The sequence below is a fragment of the Kribbella sp. NPDC031520 genome, assembly GCF_055580825.1.
Genome location: NZ_JBVIKS010000001.1, coordinates 638,314 through 652,882, shown reverse-complemented (window position 1 = coordinate 652,882; position 14,569 = coordinate 638,314). Strand labels below are relative to the sequence as shown.

Genomic DNA, 14,569 nt, shown 5'->3' with positions numbered 1-14,569 from the left:
TTCGGAGGATCAGGTATGCCGTCCCGTCGGGATTCCGGTGCACGCCCCGGCTCGCGTCCGTCGAGCCGGACCCAGTCGCGTCCACCGGCCCGGCGGGGCGAGACCCCGAAGCGCCGGACGGCGGGGACACCGGCCGAGCCCGCACGGACCAGGGGGTCGCGCAACCTGACCGGCCGGGCGGCCGTCGTACTGCTGGTCCTCGGCGCGTTGATCGTGTCGTACGCGCAGAGCCTGCGGGTGTGGTTCGACCAGCACCAGCAGATCAGCGCGCTGAACCAGGAGATTCGCGACCGGCAGAAGCGGGTCGGCGAGCTGAACGACGAGATCACCCGCTGGGGCGACGACGCGTACGTGAAGGCGCAGGCCCGGCAGCGGCTCGGCTGGGTGATGCCGGGCGAGGTCGGGTACCGGGTGATCGGCGCGGACGGCAAGCCGCTCGGCGCCCCGCCCGAGCCGACCACGCCCACGGACGGTACGGCGGACACGCAGAAGCCGACCTGGTACACGAAGCTGTGGGGGAGCGTGCAGGGCGCGGGCACCCCGCCGGCTCCGGCTGCGAAGCCGACCCCCACGCCCACCCCGGCGGAGCTCATCACCCCGTCACCTAAGGTGACCAGGTGAGCGTCAGCCCCTCCGATCAGGAAGCAGTCAGTAAGCAGCTGGGCCGGACCGCCCGCGGCATCCGTTCGATCGCGCACCGCTGCAGCTGCGGCCTCCCCGATGTGGTCGAGACCGAGCCGAGGCTGCCGGACGGTACGCCGTTCCCGACGACGTACTACGTGACCTGCCCGCGGCTCGCGTCCGCGATCGGGACGCTGGAGTCGTCCGGCCTGATGAAGGAGATGACCGACCGCCTGGCCGACGACGAGGACCTGGCGGCCCGCTACCGCGCGGCCCACGAGTCGTACCTGGCCCACCGCGAGTCGATCGAACACGTCGACGAGATCGCCGGCATCACCGCCGGCGGCATGCCCACCCGAGTCAAATGCCTCCACGTCCTGGTAGGTCACTCCCTGGCTGCCGGCCCCGGCGTAAACCCCCTGGGCGACGAGGCCCTCGAAGCCCTCGAGGACTGGGGCTGTAAAGGCCCCTGTGTCTGAGCGGGTCGCCGCGGTCGACTGCGGTACCAACTCGATCCGGTTGCTGATCGCCGACCTCGTCGACGGACAGCTTCGCGAGCTCGACCGCCGGATGACGATCGTCCGCCTAGGTCAGGGTGTCGATGCCACCGGCGCCTTCGCCCCGGAGGCGCTGACCCGTGTCTTCAAGGCCGTCGAGGACTTCGCATCCGTCATTCAGTCCCGGGACGTCAGCAGGATCCGCTTCGTCGCCACCTCCGCCGCCCGCGACGTCAGCAACCGCGAGGCGTTCTTCACCGGTATCGAGCAGCGTCTCGGCGTACGTCCGGACATCATCTCCGGCGAGGAAGAGGCCGAGCTCAGCTTCCGCGGCGCGACCACCTCGCTCGACCTGCCTGCGCCGTACCTCGTCACCGACATCGGCGGCGGCTCCACCGAACTCGTCCTCGGCGACGCGAACGGCGTACGAGCAGCCCAGTCGCTCGACATCGGCTCCGTCCGGCTGACCGAGCGCCACGTCACCACCGACCCGACCACCCCCGCGGAACTGGCAGCGATCACGCACGACATCGATGCCCTGCTCGACACCACCACGGTCCCGCTACGCGACGCCCGCACCCTGATCGCCGTCGCCGGCACCGCCACCACCGTCGCCGCGGTAGCCCTGAACCTCCCGGAGTACGACCGAACCGCCGTACACCACGCCCGCCTCACCACAACCCAGCTCCGCGAAACCACCACCTGGCTGACCACCTCGACGCACGAAGAACGCGCCAAGGTCCGTTCCATCCACCCAGGCAGAGTGGACGTGATCGGCGCCGGCGCCCTCATCCTCCAACGCCTCGTCGACCGCCTCCCGATCGAAACCCTCACCATCTCCGAACACGACATCCTCGACGGCGCCGCGCTCTCACTCGGCCAGCGCGGACGTACCTAGCGCGGACTTACCTGGCGCGGACGCCGTCCAAGGCGATGTTCAGCACCCGGTCGCGCTGGTCCTGGTCGACGAACCCGGCCGCTGTCAGCCCGCTGACCATCCGTAGCAGGTCGTCGAACGACAGGTCCTTGCGGGCCTCGCCGGCTTCCTGGGCGCGGACGAACAGCGGCGTACCGGCCGCGTACATCGCCTCGCGCGCAGCCTTGAAGCTGTCGGTCTCGCGGTTCAGCGACTCCCAGATCGCGCGCTTGGTCGCGGCGTACCCGACGAAGCGCTGCAGCCAGGTCGTCAGCGCCTCCCATGGCGGCAGATCGGCGGCTTCGTCGGCGGCGATGCACAGCTCCTCGATCTCGCCGAAGTACACCGCGTTGAGCAGGTCCTGACGGGTCGGGAAGTTCCGGTACAGGGTGCCGATGCCGACGCCGGCCTGGCGGGCGATGTCCTCCAGCGACGCCCCGACGCCCTTGGTCGCGAACGCGTCCCGGGCGGCGGCGAGCAGCGCGTCGAAGTTCCGCCGCGCGTCCGCCCGCTGCGGCCGCCGTACGTCGACCTGCAACGCCGGCCTGTTCTCGCTGACCATCTACTCACCCTAACCAGGTTGATACCGGAGGTATCCCTCCGCTATAGTGGAGGCATACCTCGACTTTATCAGGCCGGGGAAACCCGCGCCGGGTCCCGGCGTGAGCACATCCCTCTCCGAAGGAACTTCCGCATGCCTGTCATCAGGTCTGGAAACCCCCGGGTGACCCTGGCGGTACTCGCCACCGTGGTCGCCTCGTTCGCCATGCTGCAGTCGCTGGTCAGCCCGGCGCTGCCTGTCATCCAGCACGACCTGCACACCACCCCGGGCACGGTCACCTGGGTGTTCACCGCACTGCTGCTCTCGGTCTCCGTCGCGACCCCGCTGCTCGGCCGGATCGGCGACATGGCCGGCAAGGAGCGCACGCTGTTCGTGGCGCTGGCCGCGCTCGTCGTCGGCTGCCTACTCGCGGCCCTCGCGCCGAACATCGGCGTACTGATTGCCGCCCGCATCTTCCAGGGAGTCGGCGGTGCCGTGTTCCCGTTGGCGTTCGGGATCATCCGGGACGAGTTCCCGGCCGAGCGCGTTCCGTCCGTGGTCGGCGTGGTGTCGGCCATCATCGCCGCCGGCGGTGGGCTCGGCATCGTACTGGCCGGGCCGATCGTGGAATGGCTCGGTTGGCGCTGGCTGTTCTGGATCCCGATGGCGGTGGTCGCGATCGCCACGGTTCTCGTACGGCGCTACGTCCCGGAGTCCCCGAACCGCGTCCCCGGCCGGATCGACTGGCTGGCCGCCACGTTCCTGTCCGGGTGGCTGATCGCGCTGCTGCTGCCGTTGAGCACCGGCCGCTCGTGGGGCTGGGGTTCGTTGCGTACGACGGGCCTCTTCGCGCTGGCCGCCGTACTGTTCGCCGGCTGGATCGCGGTCGAACTGCGGTCGCGGAACCCGCTGATCGACATGCGGATGATGCGCCGCCCGGCGGTGTGGACGACGAACCTGGTCGCGCTGCTGTTCGGTGCCGCGATGTTCGCGGTGTACGCGTTCGTCCCGCAGTTCCTGCAGATCCCGAAGGCGGCCGGGTTCGGCTTCGGCGCGAGCGTGACGCAGGCCGGTCTGTTGATGCTGCCGATGCTGATCACGATGGCCGTCGCCGGATCGTTCAGCGGCGCGCTCGCGGCCCGGTTCAGCGCCAAGACGCAGGTGGTGTCCGGGTCGTCGATGATCCTGATCGCGGCGTTGATCTTCGCGCAGTTCCACCACGCGCAGTGGCAGGTCGCGTTGTCGACCGCGCTGTTCGGCGTCGGGCTCGGCCTCGCGTACGCCGCGATGACCAGCCTGATCGTGCAGAACGTCCCGCGCGAACAGACCGGTGCCGCGACCGGCATGAACACCAACATCCGTACGATCGGCGGCTCGATCGGTACGGCCTTGGCCGGCTCGATCATCACCGGCCACGTGCAGCCCTCCGGTCTGCCGACCGAGGCCGGCTTCACCAGCACCTTCTACCTGCTGTCCGCCTTCGCGGCTGCGGCCGTCGTACTGGCGCTCGCCATCCCGACCGCCCGTCGTACGGCCGCCGTTGTGATCGAGCAGCCGACGGCGGAAGAGCAGCTGGCCGCCTGACAGCCGGGGTTGGGGAGGACTTCCGTCCGAATCGGGTAGACGATCCTCCCCAACTGCCGCACTAGGCTGGACGGATGAAGCTGCGGCATCCGTTGACGGGGGAGTTTTTCGAGAGTCCGGTGCCGCCCGGGACGGGCTGGCCGGAGGATCCGGCGGCGCCTGACACACCGGTGGCGCACAACCGTGGCGAGGTCGTGGACCTCGCTGCGACGGACGACTTGCGGGAGTTGGACGCTCGGGTGTCGGTCTGCCGGGCCTGCCCGCGGCTGGTGGAATGGCGCGAAGATGTTGCCGTAGGCAAGCGCAAGTCGTTCGCGGACCAGCCGTACTGGGGCCGCCCGATCGCGGGCTGGGGCGTGGCCGAGCCGGAGATCCTGATCGTCGGCCTCGCCCCGGCCGCGAACGGCGGGAACCGTACCGGACGCGTCTTCACCGGCGACCGCTCCGGCGACTGGCTGTTCGCCTCGCTCCACCGGGTGGGCCTGGCGAACCAACCCACCAGCGAACACGCCGGTGACGGCCTGCAACTGATCCGCACCCGGATGATCGCCGCCGTTCGGTGCGCCCCGCCCGCCAACAAACCAACGCCGGAGGAGCGCGACACCTGCACTCCCTGGTACCGCAGCGAACTCGAGCTCGTCCTTCCCAGTACGCGGGCGATCGTCTGCCTCGGCAAGTTCGGGTACGACGCCCTGCTCGCCGGACTGATCGCGCTGGGAGCCGACGTACCGCGGCCGCGGCCGAAGTTCGGGCACGGCGTCGAGTACCGGATCCCGACCCCTTTCGGCGAGGTCACCGTGCTCGGCTGCTTCCATCCCAGCCAGCAGAACACCTTCACCGGCAAGCTCACCGAGGACATGACGGACGCCGTACTGACCCGTGCGAAGGAGTTGTCCACAGATACGCCGAACGGGAGTTGACCGTGCCCCCTGAGGTGTTGGAGGCTCTCCACTATGCATGCGGGCGCCGATGAGTCGTGAGAATCTTCCCGAGCAGTCTCGGGGCTTCCCGGCCGCGCAGCGGCCCGCGGGTGGTGGCGTCGAGCGCTCGCACGGCGGCGGTCCGGCGATGCCCGGGGCACACGAGGCGCGGACGCTGGGGTTCGTCCCGAGCCCGGATCGGTACCACTGGTGGGGCGAGCTGTCGAACGACGTCAAGGCGTACCTCGAGCGCAAGGTCGGACCTGCCGTCGAGTGGTGGGCGGACCTGCACGAGCGCGAACGCGACCGCCCGTACGCCGTCGTCCTCGGGCCGAACGGGCTCGCCGTGACCACGCCGAAGGTCAACCAGCACGGGCAGAAGACGCAGAGCGTCCACATCGACGCGTTCATGCCGTCCAGCCTCAAACACGCCGTCGTACAGCAGCAGCCGACCCGGCCACGGGCCGGCCTGCGGTCGCTGGTGTCCCGCGGGAAGGGCGAGCAGCCGCCCGCGGCGCCACAGCTTGAGCTGACGTCGGACATGCGCGGTGTCCTCGGCAACCTTCCGCTCGAAGCGCAGCAGCGGCTGCAGACGCCGTTCCTCGGGTCGCAGCCGATCAAGCACTACAAGTCGTACTACTACGGCAACGAGGAAGACCTCAACATGTGGCTGTACCTGGCCGGCGACCGGACTGTCACGTTCGCGTCCGGCCACCGCACGCTGCCGGCCGGCACCGACCCGCAGCACGCCGCCTGGCATCTGGTCTGCTACCAGGCGGACATCGCTCGATGAGCTCGAGCCGGGACTTCCGGGACCTCGACGGCGCCGACCCCTGGACGCTGCTCGGCGTCCGCCGGGACGCAGACGCCGACGAGATCCGCCGCAGCTACCGCCGCCTGTCCCGCAACCACCACACCGACGTCGGCGGCGACGCCTCCCAACAGGCCAAGCTGAACCGCGCGTACGAGATCCTCTCCGACCCCGCGCGCCGCGCCGACTACGCCCAACTCCTGGACGGCCCACCCGCCCCGCCTCCCACCGCGGAACCGGCCCCCGAAGAACCCCCGGCCGACCCCTTCGAATGGACCTCCGGGCCCACGCCGACCTACACCCCACCACCGAGGCAGCCCTACACCGACCCGTTCATAGCCCCGCCGTACCAGCAAACCCCGTACCAACAGCCGACGTACCAGGACATCCCAGACCCGTACGTAGCCCCGCCCTACCGCGGCCCCTACACCGAGCAACACCTGAAACGCGGCGTAAACGCCAGGGCAATAGCAGCCCTTCCCACGGCCCTGCTCTGCATGCCCCTCTCAATAATCCTCGCCATCCAAGCCCTGAGAACAATCCGCCAAACCGGCGAACGAGGCAAAACCCTCGCCTGGCTAGCCCTAATCCTCGACGCCCTCGTCATGGCCTACTTCATCGGCCTCTTCCGCTGACCAAACCGGCGCGACCGTTACCAGGGCACCGTTCCCGCGTCGTCGAAGAATCCGCCGGTGGGGCCGTCGTCGGCCAGGGTTGCGAGGCGGATCACGATCGCAGCACCCTGTTGTGGTGTACGGGCGCCGCGAAAACCGTTGAGGTCGGTGGCGGTGAAACCGGGACAGGCCGAGTTGATCAAAATGTTGGTATCACCCAGTTCCTTGGCGTACTGGACAGTGAGGGCGTTGAGGAAGGTCTTCGAGGCCAAGTAGGCGGCGGGAACCTGGCCCATGTCGATGCCGGGTGTGGTTTGCAGGGTGAGCGAGCCGACGCTGCTGGACATGTTGACGATTCGCGGTGCGGCCGAGGCGCGCAGCATCGGCAGCATCGCGTTGGTCACCCGGACGACCCCGATCACGTTGGTTTCCACGACGATTCGCACGGTCGCGGGATCGACCGTGGTCGGTGTCTGCGGCATACCGCCGGTGATCGCGGCATTGTTGACCAGAACATCGAGCCCTCCGGCATGGTCGGCGATCAACTCGGCCGCCGCGGCCGCACTTGCGTCGTCGGTCACGTCGAGCGGCACGCCGAACGCATCGGTCCCGGCCGCGCGCAGCTTCTCCACCGCGGTGTCGCGGCGTTGCCGATCACGCGCGCCCACACCGATCCGCCAGCCGAGCGCGCCCAGGCCCGCCGCGATCTCGTACCCGATTCCCTTGTTCGCGCCGGTCACCAGCGCGATCGTCTGTTCACTCACATCGCCGATCCTGCTGCGATTCCGGGTGCGGCGTCCAAGACCGATCGGGTGCGCGGCGATACCGCACGGGTATTGGTCGTGGTGGTCGCCGGATACCATGACCCGGTGGAGACTCGGGAGCTGCGATACTTCGTCGCCGTCGCCGAGGAGTTGCACTTCGGGCGCGCGGCACAACGGCTCGCGATCGCGCAACCACCACTGTCGCGAGCCATCCAGCAGCTCGAACGGCGGCTCGGAGTCGACCTGCTGCACCGCACCCCTCGCGCAATCGCCTTGACCGAGGCCGGATCTGTGCTTCTGCAGGAGGCTCGGCGCGCTCTCGAGGCGGTCGAAGCCGCCGAGCGCCGCACCCGCCGCGCCGCTGCCGACCGGCCCGGTGTGGTGCTGGCCACGAAGGCAGGAGCGTCCAGAGAACTGTTGTCGAAGCTGCTGGCGCCTACGCCGCCGACCCCTCCGCTGTCGCGGTCGAGGTGATGCTCTGCGGGCCTAGCGAACCGGAAGGCCTGCTACGCAACGGGCGTGCCGACGTTGCTCTGCTCCAGCGGCCCTATGACACGACGGCCGGATTCGACACCGAGGAACTGCACACCGAACAGCAGGTCGTGGTCCTGCCGGCGGGGCATCCGCTGGCCAACCGATCCCACCTGTCGATGGCCGAGGTCAACGCCCTGACAGACCTGCCCCTGCCACGCTGGCCTCGACGGGACGGGAGCTATCCCGACGGGCCTGGCCCGCAGGTTCGCGACCAAACCCAGCTGACCCAACTGATCACCCTCGGCCGAGCCTGCGCCCTCATGCCCGAGTCACACCGAGCCCACCTACACAACGATCACGCCATCGTCCCCGTCCCGGACGCCCCACCCGTCACAACCGTCATAGCCTGGCCACCCCACACCAAATCCCAAGCCGTCGCCGACCTCGTACGTACGGCCATCCAGCTCGTCAGGACCCGCAGGTTGGACGCTCCTGGACCGCGTCGAGCACCGGGTTGCCAGACTTAGCTGGTCCAGATAGCGGGGTCGTACATTGAGTCGTCGTTGGCGTACCCAGGAGAGACCTCGAGGACAATGTCCTTCGGGTTGGCGACACCGAAGGCCGCCTTGAACTTGGCCTGTCGACCGTTGAGGAGCTTGGTCTCGGGGCCTCCCATGAAGCCTCCGTCCGTGTCGAAGATCTGGTCACCTTCAACGTCTCCGCTCTGAATGGTCATGGAGAAGGATGAAGGGTCAAATGCCTTCCCTGTCTTGTTCACGATCGTGATAGTGAACTGCACGGCGGACTTGAACTTCTCGCCACCCGAAGCATACTCGCCTCGCTTCGCCGCCTTGGGTGCAGTGACAGTTACCGAGAGATGGTCCTCCCACTCATTGGTCTCGTTCCACTTCAGCGTGGCCGGCTCTGTCGATGTAGGCGTCGGTACCTCCGTTTCTGTCTCGTCCGGTGTAGTTGGTTGGGATGACGTCTCGGTTGGTGTTGCTGCGTTGGTCCCAGTAGGTGTTGAAGCAGAAGGACTGCCTCCTGTAGAGCTGCATCCCGCGACAGCAAGTGCTGCCAGGGACAGTGTTGCTAGGAACTTCTTCATTCGCATAGTTCCCCCGTTGCATGTAGATCGCGCGCCCCCCAGCGAGCGTTATCTCGCGATTTGTGCGAAGGCCATAGTTGACGATTACGTGATAAGTGGACAGGTAGTCCTCCCGCATCGCCCCGATAGCTGCGACTTTAGGCGCGGTGCGGTGCGAGTCAAGGGCCGAAGGTCCCGAAGGAACGCCGTAGGCGTCCTTGACGCGTGCCGTGGCGGGCAGGCGTCCCGTCCTGTGGTGGCGGCGCGCTTTCGGGCCCTGGAGGGGCCCGTCTTGAAGACGTAGAGAACTTGTCAGACGTCGCAGACGTAGTCCGGATCAGGCTAGTCGTACGGGCGGTAGCATCACTCGGTGACGCTAGGCTATTCTGCGTCGCGCTATGGGGTGCGGATGTGCAGGCCGAACTAGGTTCGGGGGGTCATGCGAAGCGAGATCAGAGATAGCGAGATCGACGCACTTAGCGAGCGCGTACGCAAGCGGGCTTACAATAAATACCTAACGGCGATGCGGTTGGTTAAGCTGCGAGGGTTCCGAGATAAAGAGATTCGATTCGACTTCCCTGTCACTGCCCTGGTCGGTCCGAATGGAGCCGGAAAGACGACCATCATAGGTGCGGCTAGTTTGATCTACGAGTCTGTTGCTCCTAGGCGCTTCTTTGCCAAGAGTGGTGCATACGACGACAGCATGAAGGACTGGCGGGTCGAGTACGAGCTCGTCGATCGCGATCGGCCATCGTCGCCGCTCGGCGAACTGCAACCGCCGGTGCAACTATTGTCGAGTTGTTGAAGGTGTGCCTTATATCGCGGTTCACTTATCTACGCTGGTCAGAGCGCGGTGCCCGGGACGGGATTCGAACCCGTATGCCCTTGCGGGCCGCGAGGTTTAAGCTCGCTGCGTCTGCCGTTCCGCCACCCGGGCTTTCGGGGACGAGAGTACTCGTTACTGGTACGTCTTCCGCGGGTACACGGCGTGGGCGCCGGCGACGCGGTCCAGGAACAGTTTGCCGCTGCAGTGGTCGATCTCGTGTTGCAGGGCCCGGGCCTCGAAGGCGTCGGTGGTGATTGTGACCTGTTCCGTCGTACCGGGAAGGACTCCGGCGACGGTCAGCCGGGTCGCGCGTTTCACGTCGCCGGTGAAGTCCGGGACCGACATGCAGCCCTCGCGGGCCTTCTCGTTGCGGGAGGCTTCGACGACGACCGCGTTGCACAGTACGAAGACGCCGTGGCACGTGCGCGTCTTCGGGTGACCGCTGACGTCCAGCGAGAACATCTGCGCCGCGACACCGACCTGCGGTGCGGCGAGGCCGACGCAGCCGGGGGAGACGCGCATCGTCGCGATCAAGTCGGCGGCGAGCTGGATCATCTCCGGGTCGAGCGGATCGACCGGCGCGCTCTCGGTCGCGAGCACCGGGTGCGGTGCCCGGACGACCTCGAGGATCGTACCTTCGACGGCCAGCCGGGCGGGGGACCAGTCGGTGATCACAGGTCGTCGCTCTCCGCCGGTCGCAGCGTCACGCCGACGCCGAGCTCCTCGGCGGTGATCTCCAGCGCCCGGTTCAGCATCTCCAGCTCGGCCGACGGCGGCAGCTCGACCTCGGCGGTCAGTACGTACAGCCCGCCGCTCAGCCGGGTCGACAGGTCCGTCACGGTCCCGCCCGCGGACGCGATCATCCGGGTCACCGCGGCCACGATCCCCGGCCGGTCCGCGCCGTGCACGCTGAGCATGTACGGCGCACCGATCGGCGCGTGCTCGTGCTCGGGACCCATCTTCCGGACCGTGATCACCAGCTCGCCGCGCAACGGCTCGAGCGCGGCCTTCACCTCGTCGAACGGTCCGGCGCAGACGATCATCATCGCGAAATGACCGCGCAGCAGCGTCATGGTGGAGTCCTCGAGGTTGACCCCGGTACCGACCAGGGCCTCGGTGACGTCCGCGATGATGCCCGGACGGTCCGGGCCGATGACGGTGACTGCGAGCTGACTCATGCCCGGCAACCTACCGGGCGACCTAAGTACCCCACGAAGCGACTTCGGTATCCGGACACCCACGCTCACCCACCGCTACATTCGTCCCATGAGCCCGAAGCGCAGCACCCGCGACTGGGTCGTGGACAGTGTGGCGTTCGTTCTGGCGATCCTGATCGCGCTGTTCACCTACAGTGACGGCCAGTCCGACCCGGTGCCGCACCTGCTGCTCGCGTTCGACTTCTGGTCCGGTACGGCGTTGTGCCTGACGCTCTGGTTCCGCCGCCGCTGGCCCGTCCAGCTCGCCTTGGTCGCGGCCGTGATCTCGACGTACTCCGATGCCGCCGGCGGGCCGACGCTGGTGCTGATCATGACCGTCGCCGTCCACAAGCCGTGGCGGACGTCGATCTGGGTCTTCGCGGCGAACTTCCTCGCCACGGTCGTCTACGTCAAGGTCCGGCACACGACGGACTGGAAGACGCTCCTCATCATCGCCGTCATCCTGTACGTCGCACTGGCCGGCTGGGGGCAGTACATCCGCTCCCGCCGGCTGCTCCTGCAGACGCTGCGGGACCGGGCCGACCGGGCCGAGACGGTGGCGACGCTGCAGGCCGAGCAGGCGCAGCTCCGGGCGCGGGAGGAGATCGCGCGCGAGATGCACGACGTACTCGGTCACCGCTTGTCGCTGCTCAGCGTGCACGCCGGCGCGCTGGCGTACCGGCCGGACGCGTCCACCGAGGAGGTCGCCGGCGCCGCGGAGATCATCCGGGCCAGTGCGCATCAGGCGTTGCAGGACCTCCGCGAGGTGATCGGCGTACTGCGGGCACCGGTCGGTGAGCTGCCACAGCCGGCGTTCTCGGACCTGCCCGGGCTGGTGGAGGGTTCGCGGGAGGCGGGGATCCCGGTCGAGCTGACTCTCGACGCGGCCGGCCCGATGCCCGAGCATGTCGGGCGGACGGCGTACCGGATCGTCCAGGAGGGACTGACGAACGCGGTCAAGCACGCACCGGGCGAACCGGTGACGATCAGCGTGGTCGGTGCCCCGGGCAACGGATTGTCCGTGGAGCTGCGCAACCCGGCACCGGACCGGCGGCGCGGCGACGGGCAAGGATTGAAGGGACTCACCGAACGCGCCGCCCTGGTCGACGGCCGCCTCGAACACGGCCGCACCCCCGAAGGCGAGTTCCGCCTTCACGCCTGGCTACCGTGGCCCGCATGACCATTCGGGTACTGATCGTCGACGACGACCCGCTGCTGCGTGCGGGGTTGAAGCTCATGCTCGGTGGCGCCGAGGACGTGCGGGTGGTCGGCGAGGCAGGTGACGGGTCCGGGATCCACGGGCTGATCGAACGGCTTGCCCCGGACGTGATCCTGATGGACATCCGGATGCCCGGTACCGACGGTCTGACCGCGACCGAGGCGGTCCGGCGCCGTCCGGGCGCGCCCGAGGTCGTCATCCTGACCACCTTCGACGCCGACGAGCACGTACTGCGGGCGCTCCGCGCCGGCGCGGCCGGGTTCGTCCTCAAGGACACGCCGCCGGCGGAGATCGTCGAGTCGGTACGGCGGATCGCGGCCGGCCAGCCCGTCCTCTCGCCGGCCGTCACGAAACGGCTGATCAAGCGGGTCGCGGACACCGGCCAGGACAGCCGCAAGGCCAAGGCGGTCGCGCGGCTCGAGCAGCTGAACGAGCGCGAACGCGAGATCGCCGTCGCGGTCGGGGAAGGCAAGTCGAACGCCGAGATCAGCGCGACGCTCTACCTCAGCGTGCCGACCGTGAAGACGCACGTGTCGCGCATCCTGACCAAACTCAACCTGAACAACCGCGTCCAGATTGCGCTCCTGGTCCACGACGCCGATCTGCTGCACGGCTAACGCGGCCCGAGAACCACCACCTGCGTCGGCTTGGAGCGCCGGGCGGCCCAGCCGTCCATTCTCTTGTCGATCTCCTGCCAGCGCGCCCACAGGCGGTCGCGCTCCGCGCCCTCGGCCGCGTGGCCGCGCACCGGCAACTTCCCGCCGGCAACCACGACGTCGGCGTCCGGATTCGCCTGCAGGTTGAGCCACCAGGCGGGTTCCGGCTCCTCCCAGCCGTTCATCGCCATCGTGACCAGATTCGCCCCGTCCTCGTAGTACCCGAGGATCACGCTTCGGGGCTGACCGGTACGCCGGCCCGTGACGGTAAGGCGCATGGTGCCGTAGCGCCGCCGGTCGCGTGGTGGCGACAGGCCGAGCCGGCCGCCGCTCACCTTGTAGATGCCGCGATGGATCTTCCAGGCCAACCACTTCACCCAATGCGGTGGCAGCCAAGCCGCCCGTTCTGCACTGCTCATGTCCCCCTCCAGGTACTCCTGGGCTCACAGTGTCAGAGCAGGACGGGAGAAAGAAGGCCGGGCCTCCGGCGAGTTGGAGGCCCGGCCGATCAGGTGGTGTTGCTCAGGACTGCGTTACGACCGGATGGCCCGGCGGAACTCCTCGTTCGGGGTCTGCAGGCTGCCCAGGCTGGTCACCTCGCGCCGGAAGAACAGCGCCAGCGTCCAGTCCAGGATCACCCGGGCCTTCCGGTTCAGGGTAGGCACGCGGGACACGTGGTACGTCCGGTGCAGGAACCAGGCCAGCCAGCCCTTCACCTTCACGCCGTACAGCTGGGCGACGCCCTTGTGCAGGCCGAGGCTCGCGACCGAGCCGACGTACTTGTGCTCGTAGTCCTGCGGCGGCTGCCCGTCGACGACCCGGAGGATGTTCGCAGCGAGGCGGCGCGCCTGGCGGACGGCGTGCTGCGCGTTCGGGGCGCAGTACGCACCGGTCTTGCTGGTCAGGTCGGGTACGGCGGCGTTGTCGCCGGCGGTCCAGGCGTCGTCGACGCCCTCGATCCGCAGGTTCGCCAGCGTCGTGACCCGGCCCTTCTCGTCCAGCGGGAAGTCCGTCGCGGCGAGCGCCGGGTTGGCCTTCACGCCGGCCGTCCAGACGATCGTGTCGGCGTCGAACTCGTCGCCGTCGCTGAGGATCACGTGACCCTTCTCGCAGGACTCCAGCCGGGTCTCCAGCTTGATCTCCATGTTGCGCTTGCGGAGCTGGTCCACCGTGTACTTGCCGAGGTCGTCACCGACCTCCGGCAGGATCCGCCCGGTGGCCTCGACCAGTACCCAGCGCATGTCCTCGGGCTCGATGTTGTCGTAGTACCGGGTGGCGTAGCGGGCCATGTCCTCGAGCTCGGCGAACGCCTCGACACCGGCGTACCCGCCGCCGACGAAGACGAACGTGAGCGCGGACTTGCGCAGCGCCGGGTCGGGCTGGGACGACGCGACGTCCAGCCGGTCCAGCACCTTGTTGCGCAGGGCAATGGCCTCTTCGACGTTCTTGAACCCGGTCGCTTCCTCGGCCAGGCCGGGGATCGGCAGCGTCCGGGCGATCGAGCCGAGCGCGACCACGATCTGGTCGTACGCGAGTTCGTACTCGGGGCCCTCCTCGGGCATGACCCGGGCCACCTTGTGCGCGTGGTCGATACCGGTCACCCGGCCGGTCACCACCCGGCAGCCCTTGAGGGTCTTGCGCAGCGGCACCACGACGTGCCGCGGCTCCACCGATCCGGCCGCGGCTTCCGGCAGGAACGGCTGGTAGGTCATCACCGACCGCGGGTCGACCACGGTCACGCGGATCCGGCCCTGACGGGCGGCGCGACGCAGGCCGTACGCGGTGTACATCCCGACGTAACCGCCTCCGACGACGAGGATGTGCGGCACCTGGGCTGTCATGC

General features: G+C 68.5%; 19 protein-coding genes and 1 tRNA gene. 12 read left to right on the top strand and 8 right to left on the bottom strand.

Annotated elements, in window-relative coordinates:
- Positions 1–15 precede the first annotated feature (15 nt).
- The 3 genes from ACZ5BU_RS03260 to ACZ5BU_RS03250 are packed head-to-tail and all read left to right on the top strand — an operon-like array spanning position 16 to position 2,016.
- Complete coding sequence (locus ACZ5BU_RS03260; RefSeq protein ID WP_465695132.1) at positions 16–621, top strand: FtsB family cell division protein; 606 nt, start codon at positions 16–18, stop codon at positions 619–621.
- Positions 618–1,100, top strand: coding sequence for a DUF501 domain-containing protein (locus tag ACZ5BU_RS03255; RefSeq protein WP_465695130.1), 483 nt, complete (start codon positions 618–620; stop codon positions 1,098–1,100). Before ACZ5BU_RS03260 ends, ACZ5BU_RS03255 begins: the two co-directional genes overlap by 4 nt.
- On the top strand, positions 1,093–2,016 hold the full coding sequence (locus ACZ5BU_RS03250) for a Ppx/GppA phosphatase family protein (RefSeq protein ID WP_465695128.1): 924 nt from the start codon (positions 1,093–1,095) through the stop codon (positions 2,014–2,016). Before ACZ5BU_RS03255 ends, ACZ5BU_RS03250 begins: the two co-directional genes overlap by 8 nt.
- Before the next feature lie 7 nt (positions 2,017–2,023).
- On the opposite strand, the gene ACZ5BU_RS03245 is transcribed toward ACZ5BU_RS03250, so the two are convergent.
- The gene (locus ACZ5BU_RS03245; protein ID WP_465695127.1) at positions 2,024–2,596 is read right to left on the bottom strand and encodes a TetR/AcrR family transcriptional regulator; all 573 of its coding nucleotides are present in this window, start codon (positions 2,594–2,596) and stop codon (positions 2,024–2,026) included.
- Between the two features lie 132 nt (positions 2,597–2,728).
- Between ACZ5BU_RS03245 and ACZ5BU_RS03240 the strand changes: the two genes are divergently transcribed.
- The 4 genes from ACZ5BU_RS03240 (at position 2,729) to ACZ5BU_RS03225 (ending at position 6,525) form a co-directional block, all read left to right on the top strand.
- The gene (locus tag ACZ5BU_RS03240) at positions 2,729–4,159 is read left to right on the top strand and encodes an MFS transporter (protein ID WP_465695125.1); all 1,431 of its coding nucleotides are present in this window, start codon (positions 2,729–2,731) and stop codon (positions 4,157–4,159) included.
- A gap of 74 nt (positions 4,160–4,233) precedes the next feature.
- Entirely contained in the window at positions 4,234–5,079 is an 846-nt protein-coding gene (locus ACZ5BU_RS03235; protein WP_465695124.1) for a uracil-DNA glycosylase, read from the top strand.
- 49 nt (positions 5,080–5,128) lie between these two features.
- Entirely contained in the window at positions 5,129–5,872 is a 744-nt protein-coding gene (locus ACZ5BU_RS03230; protein WP_465695123.1) for a hypothetical protein, read from the top strand.
- Complete coding sequence (locus ACZ5BU_RS03225) at positions 5,869–6,525, top strand: DUF4190 domain-containing protein (RefSeq protein ID WP_465695122.1); 657 nt, start codon at positions 5,869–5,871, stop codon at positions 6,523–6,525. The genes ACZ5BU_RS03230 and ACZ5BU_RS03225 overlap by 4 nt, the downstream gene beginning before the upstream one ends.
- A 17-nt stretch (positions 6,526–6,542) precedes the next feature.
- Here the strand turns inward: ACZ5BU_RS03225 and ACZ5BU_RS03220 are convergent, their stop codons facing one another.
- Positions 6,543–7,268, bottom strand: coding sequence for an SDR family NAD(P)-dependent oxidoreductase (locus ACZ5BU_RS03220; protein WP_465695120.1), 726 nt, complete (start codon positions 7,266–7,268; stop codon positions 6,543–6,545).
- A 105-nt stretch (positions 7,269–7,373) separates the two neighbouring features.
- Here ACZ5BU_RS03220 and ACZ5BU_RS03215 point away from each other — a divergent pair, with 105 nt between their 5' ends.
- Complete coding sequence (locus ACZ5BU_RS03215) at positions 7,374–7,742, top strand: LysR family transcriptional regulator (RefSeq protein WP_465695119.1); 369 nt, start codon at positions 7,374–7,376, stop codon at positions 7,740–7,742.
- A complete protein-coding gene (locus tag ACZ5BU_RS03210; RefSeq protein WP_465695117.1) occupies positions 7,742–8,269 on the top strand; it encodes a LysR substrate-binding domain-containing protein in 528 nt (175 codons plus the stop codon). Before ACZ5BU_RS03215 ends, ACZ5BU_RS03210 begins: the two co-directional genes overlap by 1 nt.
- Here ACZ5BU_RS03210 and ACZ5BU_RS03205 read toward each other — a convergent pair.
- On the bottom strand, positions 8,266–8,850 hold the full coding sequence (locus ACZ5BU_RS03205) for a hypothetical protein (protein ID WP_465695115.1): 585 nt from the start codon (positions 8,848–8,850) through the stop codon (positions 8,266–8,268). The two genes, ACZ5BU_RS03210 and ACZ5BU_RS03205, sit on opposite strands and share 4 nt — an antisense overlap.
- Before the next feature lie 418 nt (positions 8,851–9,268).
- Between ACZ5BU_RS03205 and ACZ5BU_RS03200 the strand changes: the two genes are divergently transcribed.
- The gene (locus tag ACZ5BU_RS03200; RefSeq protein WP_465695114.1) at positions 9,269–9,634 is read left to right on the top strand and encodes an AAA family ATPase; all 366 of its coding nucleotides are present in this window, start codon (positions 9,269–9,271) and stop codon (positions 9,632–9,634) included.
- Between the two features lie 49 nt (positions 9,635–9,683).
- Here the strand turns inward: ACZ5BU_RS03200 and ACZ5BU_RS03195 are convergent.
- The 3 genes from ACZ5BU_RS03195 to ACZ5BU_RS03185 all read right to left on the bottom strand — a co-directional run bounded on the left by ACZ5BU_RS03195 (position 9,684) and on the right by ACZ5BU_RS03185 (position 10,833).
- Positions 9,684–9,766, bottom strand: a tRNA-Leu gene (locus ACZ5BU_RS03195).
- Between the two features lie 21 nt (positions 9,767–9,787).
- Complete coding sequence (gene def / locus ACZ5BU_RS03190; RefSeq protein WP_465695113.1) at positions 9,788–10,330, bottom strand: peptide deformylase; 543 nt, start codon at positions 10,328–10,330, stop codon at positions 9,788–9,790.
- On the bottom strand, positions 10,327–10,833 hold the full coding sequence (locus tag ACZ5BU_RS03185; protein WP_465695112.1) for a glycine cleavage system transcriptional repressor: 507 nt from the start codon (positions 10,831–10,833) through the stop codon (positions 10,327–10,329). Before ACZ5BU_RS03185 ends, def begins: the two co-directional genes overlap by 4 nt.
- Before the next feature lie 88 nt (positions 10,834–10,921).
- Here ACZ5BU_RS03185 and ACZ5BU_RS03180 point away from each other — a divergent pair, with 88 nt between their 5' ends.
- Both ACZ5BU_RS03180 and ACZ5BU_RS03175 read left to right on the top strand, forming a co-directional pair.
- Positions 10,922–12,031, top strand: coding sequence for a sensor histidine kinase (locus tag ACZ5BU_RS03180; RefSeq protein WP_465695110.1), 1,110 nt, complete (start codon positions 10,922–10,924; stop codon positions 12,029–12,031).
- Positions 12,028–12,687 carry a response regulator gene (locus ACZ5BU_RS03175; protein WP_465695109.1) on the top strand — a complete coding sequence of 220 codons (660 nt, stop codon included), beginning with the start codon at positions 12,028–12,030 and terminating at the stop codon, positions 12,685–12,687. The genes ACZ5BU_RS03180 and ACZ5BU_RS03175 overlap by 4 nt, the downstream gene beginning before the upstream one ends.
- Here ACZ5BU_RS03175 and ACZ5BU_RS03170 read toward each other — a convergent pair.
- Positions 12,684–13,145, bottom strand: coding sequence for a nitroreductase/quinone reductase family protein (locus ACZ5BU_RS03170; RefSeq protein WP_465695108.1), 462 nt, complete (start codon positions 13,143–13,145; stop codon positions 12,684–12,686). The two genes, ACZ5BU_RS03175 and ACZ5BU_RS03170, sit on opposite strands and share 4 nt — an antisense overlap.
- A 114-nt stretch (positions 13,146–13,259) precedes the next feature.
- Entirely contained in the window at positions 13,260–14,567 is a 1,308-nt protein-coding gene (locus ACZ5BU_RS03165; protein WP_465695107.1) for an NAD(P)/FAD-dependent oxidoreductase, read from the bottom strand.
- Positions 14,568–14,569: the final 2 nt, after the last annotated feature.

What these genes read in the sequence shown, in the direction of transcription:
- ACZ5BU_RS03260 (WP_465695132.1), top strand. Translation starts at nt 16, where the DNA reads ATGCCGTCCCGTCGGGATTCCGGTGCACGCCCCGGCTCGCGTCCGTCG.
- ACZ5BU_RS03245 (WP_465695127.1), bottom strand. Translation starts at nt 2,596, where the DNA reads ATGGTCAGCGAGAACAGGCCGGCGTTGCAGGTCGACGTACGGCGGCCG.
- ACZ5BU_RS03240 (WP_465695125.1), top strand. Translation starts at nt 2,729, where the DNA reads ATGCCTGTCATCAGGTCTGGAAACCCCCGGGTGACCCTGGCGGTACTC.
- ACZ5BU_RS03235 (WP_465695124.1), top strand. Translation starts at nt 4,234, where the DNA reads ATGAAGCTGCGGCATCCGTTGACGGGGGAGTTTTTCGAGAGTCCGGTG.
- ACZ5BU_RS03230 (WP_465695123.1), top strand. Translation starts at nt 5,129, where the DNA reads ATGAGTCGTGAGAATCTTCCCGAGCAGTCTCGGGGCTTCCCGGCCGCG.
- ACZ5BU_RS03225 (WP_465695122.1), top strand. Translation starts at nt 5,869, where the DNA reads ATGAGCTCGAGCCGGGACTTCCGGGACCTCGACGGCGCCGACCCCTGG.
- ACZ5BU_RS03210 (WP_465695117.1), top strand. Translation starts at nt 7,742, where the DNA reads ATGCTCTGCGGGCCTAGCGAACCGGAAGGCCTGCTACGCAACGGGCGT.
- ACZ5BU_RS03205 (WP_465695115.1), bottom strand. Translation starts at nt 8,850, where the DNA reads ATGAAGAAGTTCCTAGCAACACTGTCCCTGGCAGCACTTGCTGTCGCG.
- ACZ5BU_RS03200 (WP_465695114.1), top strand. Translation starts at nt 9,269, where the DNA reads ATGCGAAGCGAGATCAGAGATAGCGAGATCGACGCACTTAGCGAGCGC.
- ACZ5BU_RS03185 (WP_465695112.1), bottom strand. Translation starts at nt 10,833, where the DNA reads ATGAGTCAGCTCGCAGTCACCGTCATCGGCCCGGACCGTCCGGGCATC.
- ACZ5BU_RS03180 (WP_465695110.1), top strand. Translation starts at nt 10,922, where the DNA reads ATGAGCCCGAAGCGCAGCACCCGCGACTGGGTCGTGGACAGTGTGGCG.
- ACZ5BU_RS03175 (WP_465695109.1), top strand. Translation starts at nt 12,028, where the DNA reads ATGACCATTCGGGTACTGATCGTCGACGACGACCCGCTGCTGCGTGCG.
- ACZ5BU_RS03170 (WP_465695108.1), bottom strand. Translation starts at nt 13,145, where the DNA reads ATGAGCAGTGCAGAACGGGCGGCTTGGCTGCCACCGCATTGGGTGAAG.
- ACZ5BU_RS03165 (WP_465695107.1), bottom strand. Translation starts at nt 14,567, where the DNA reads ATGACAGCCCAGGTGCCGCACATCCTCGTCGTCGGAGGCGGTTACGTC.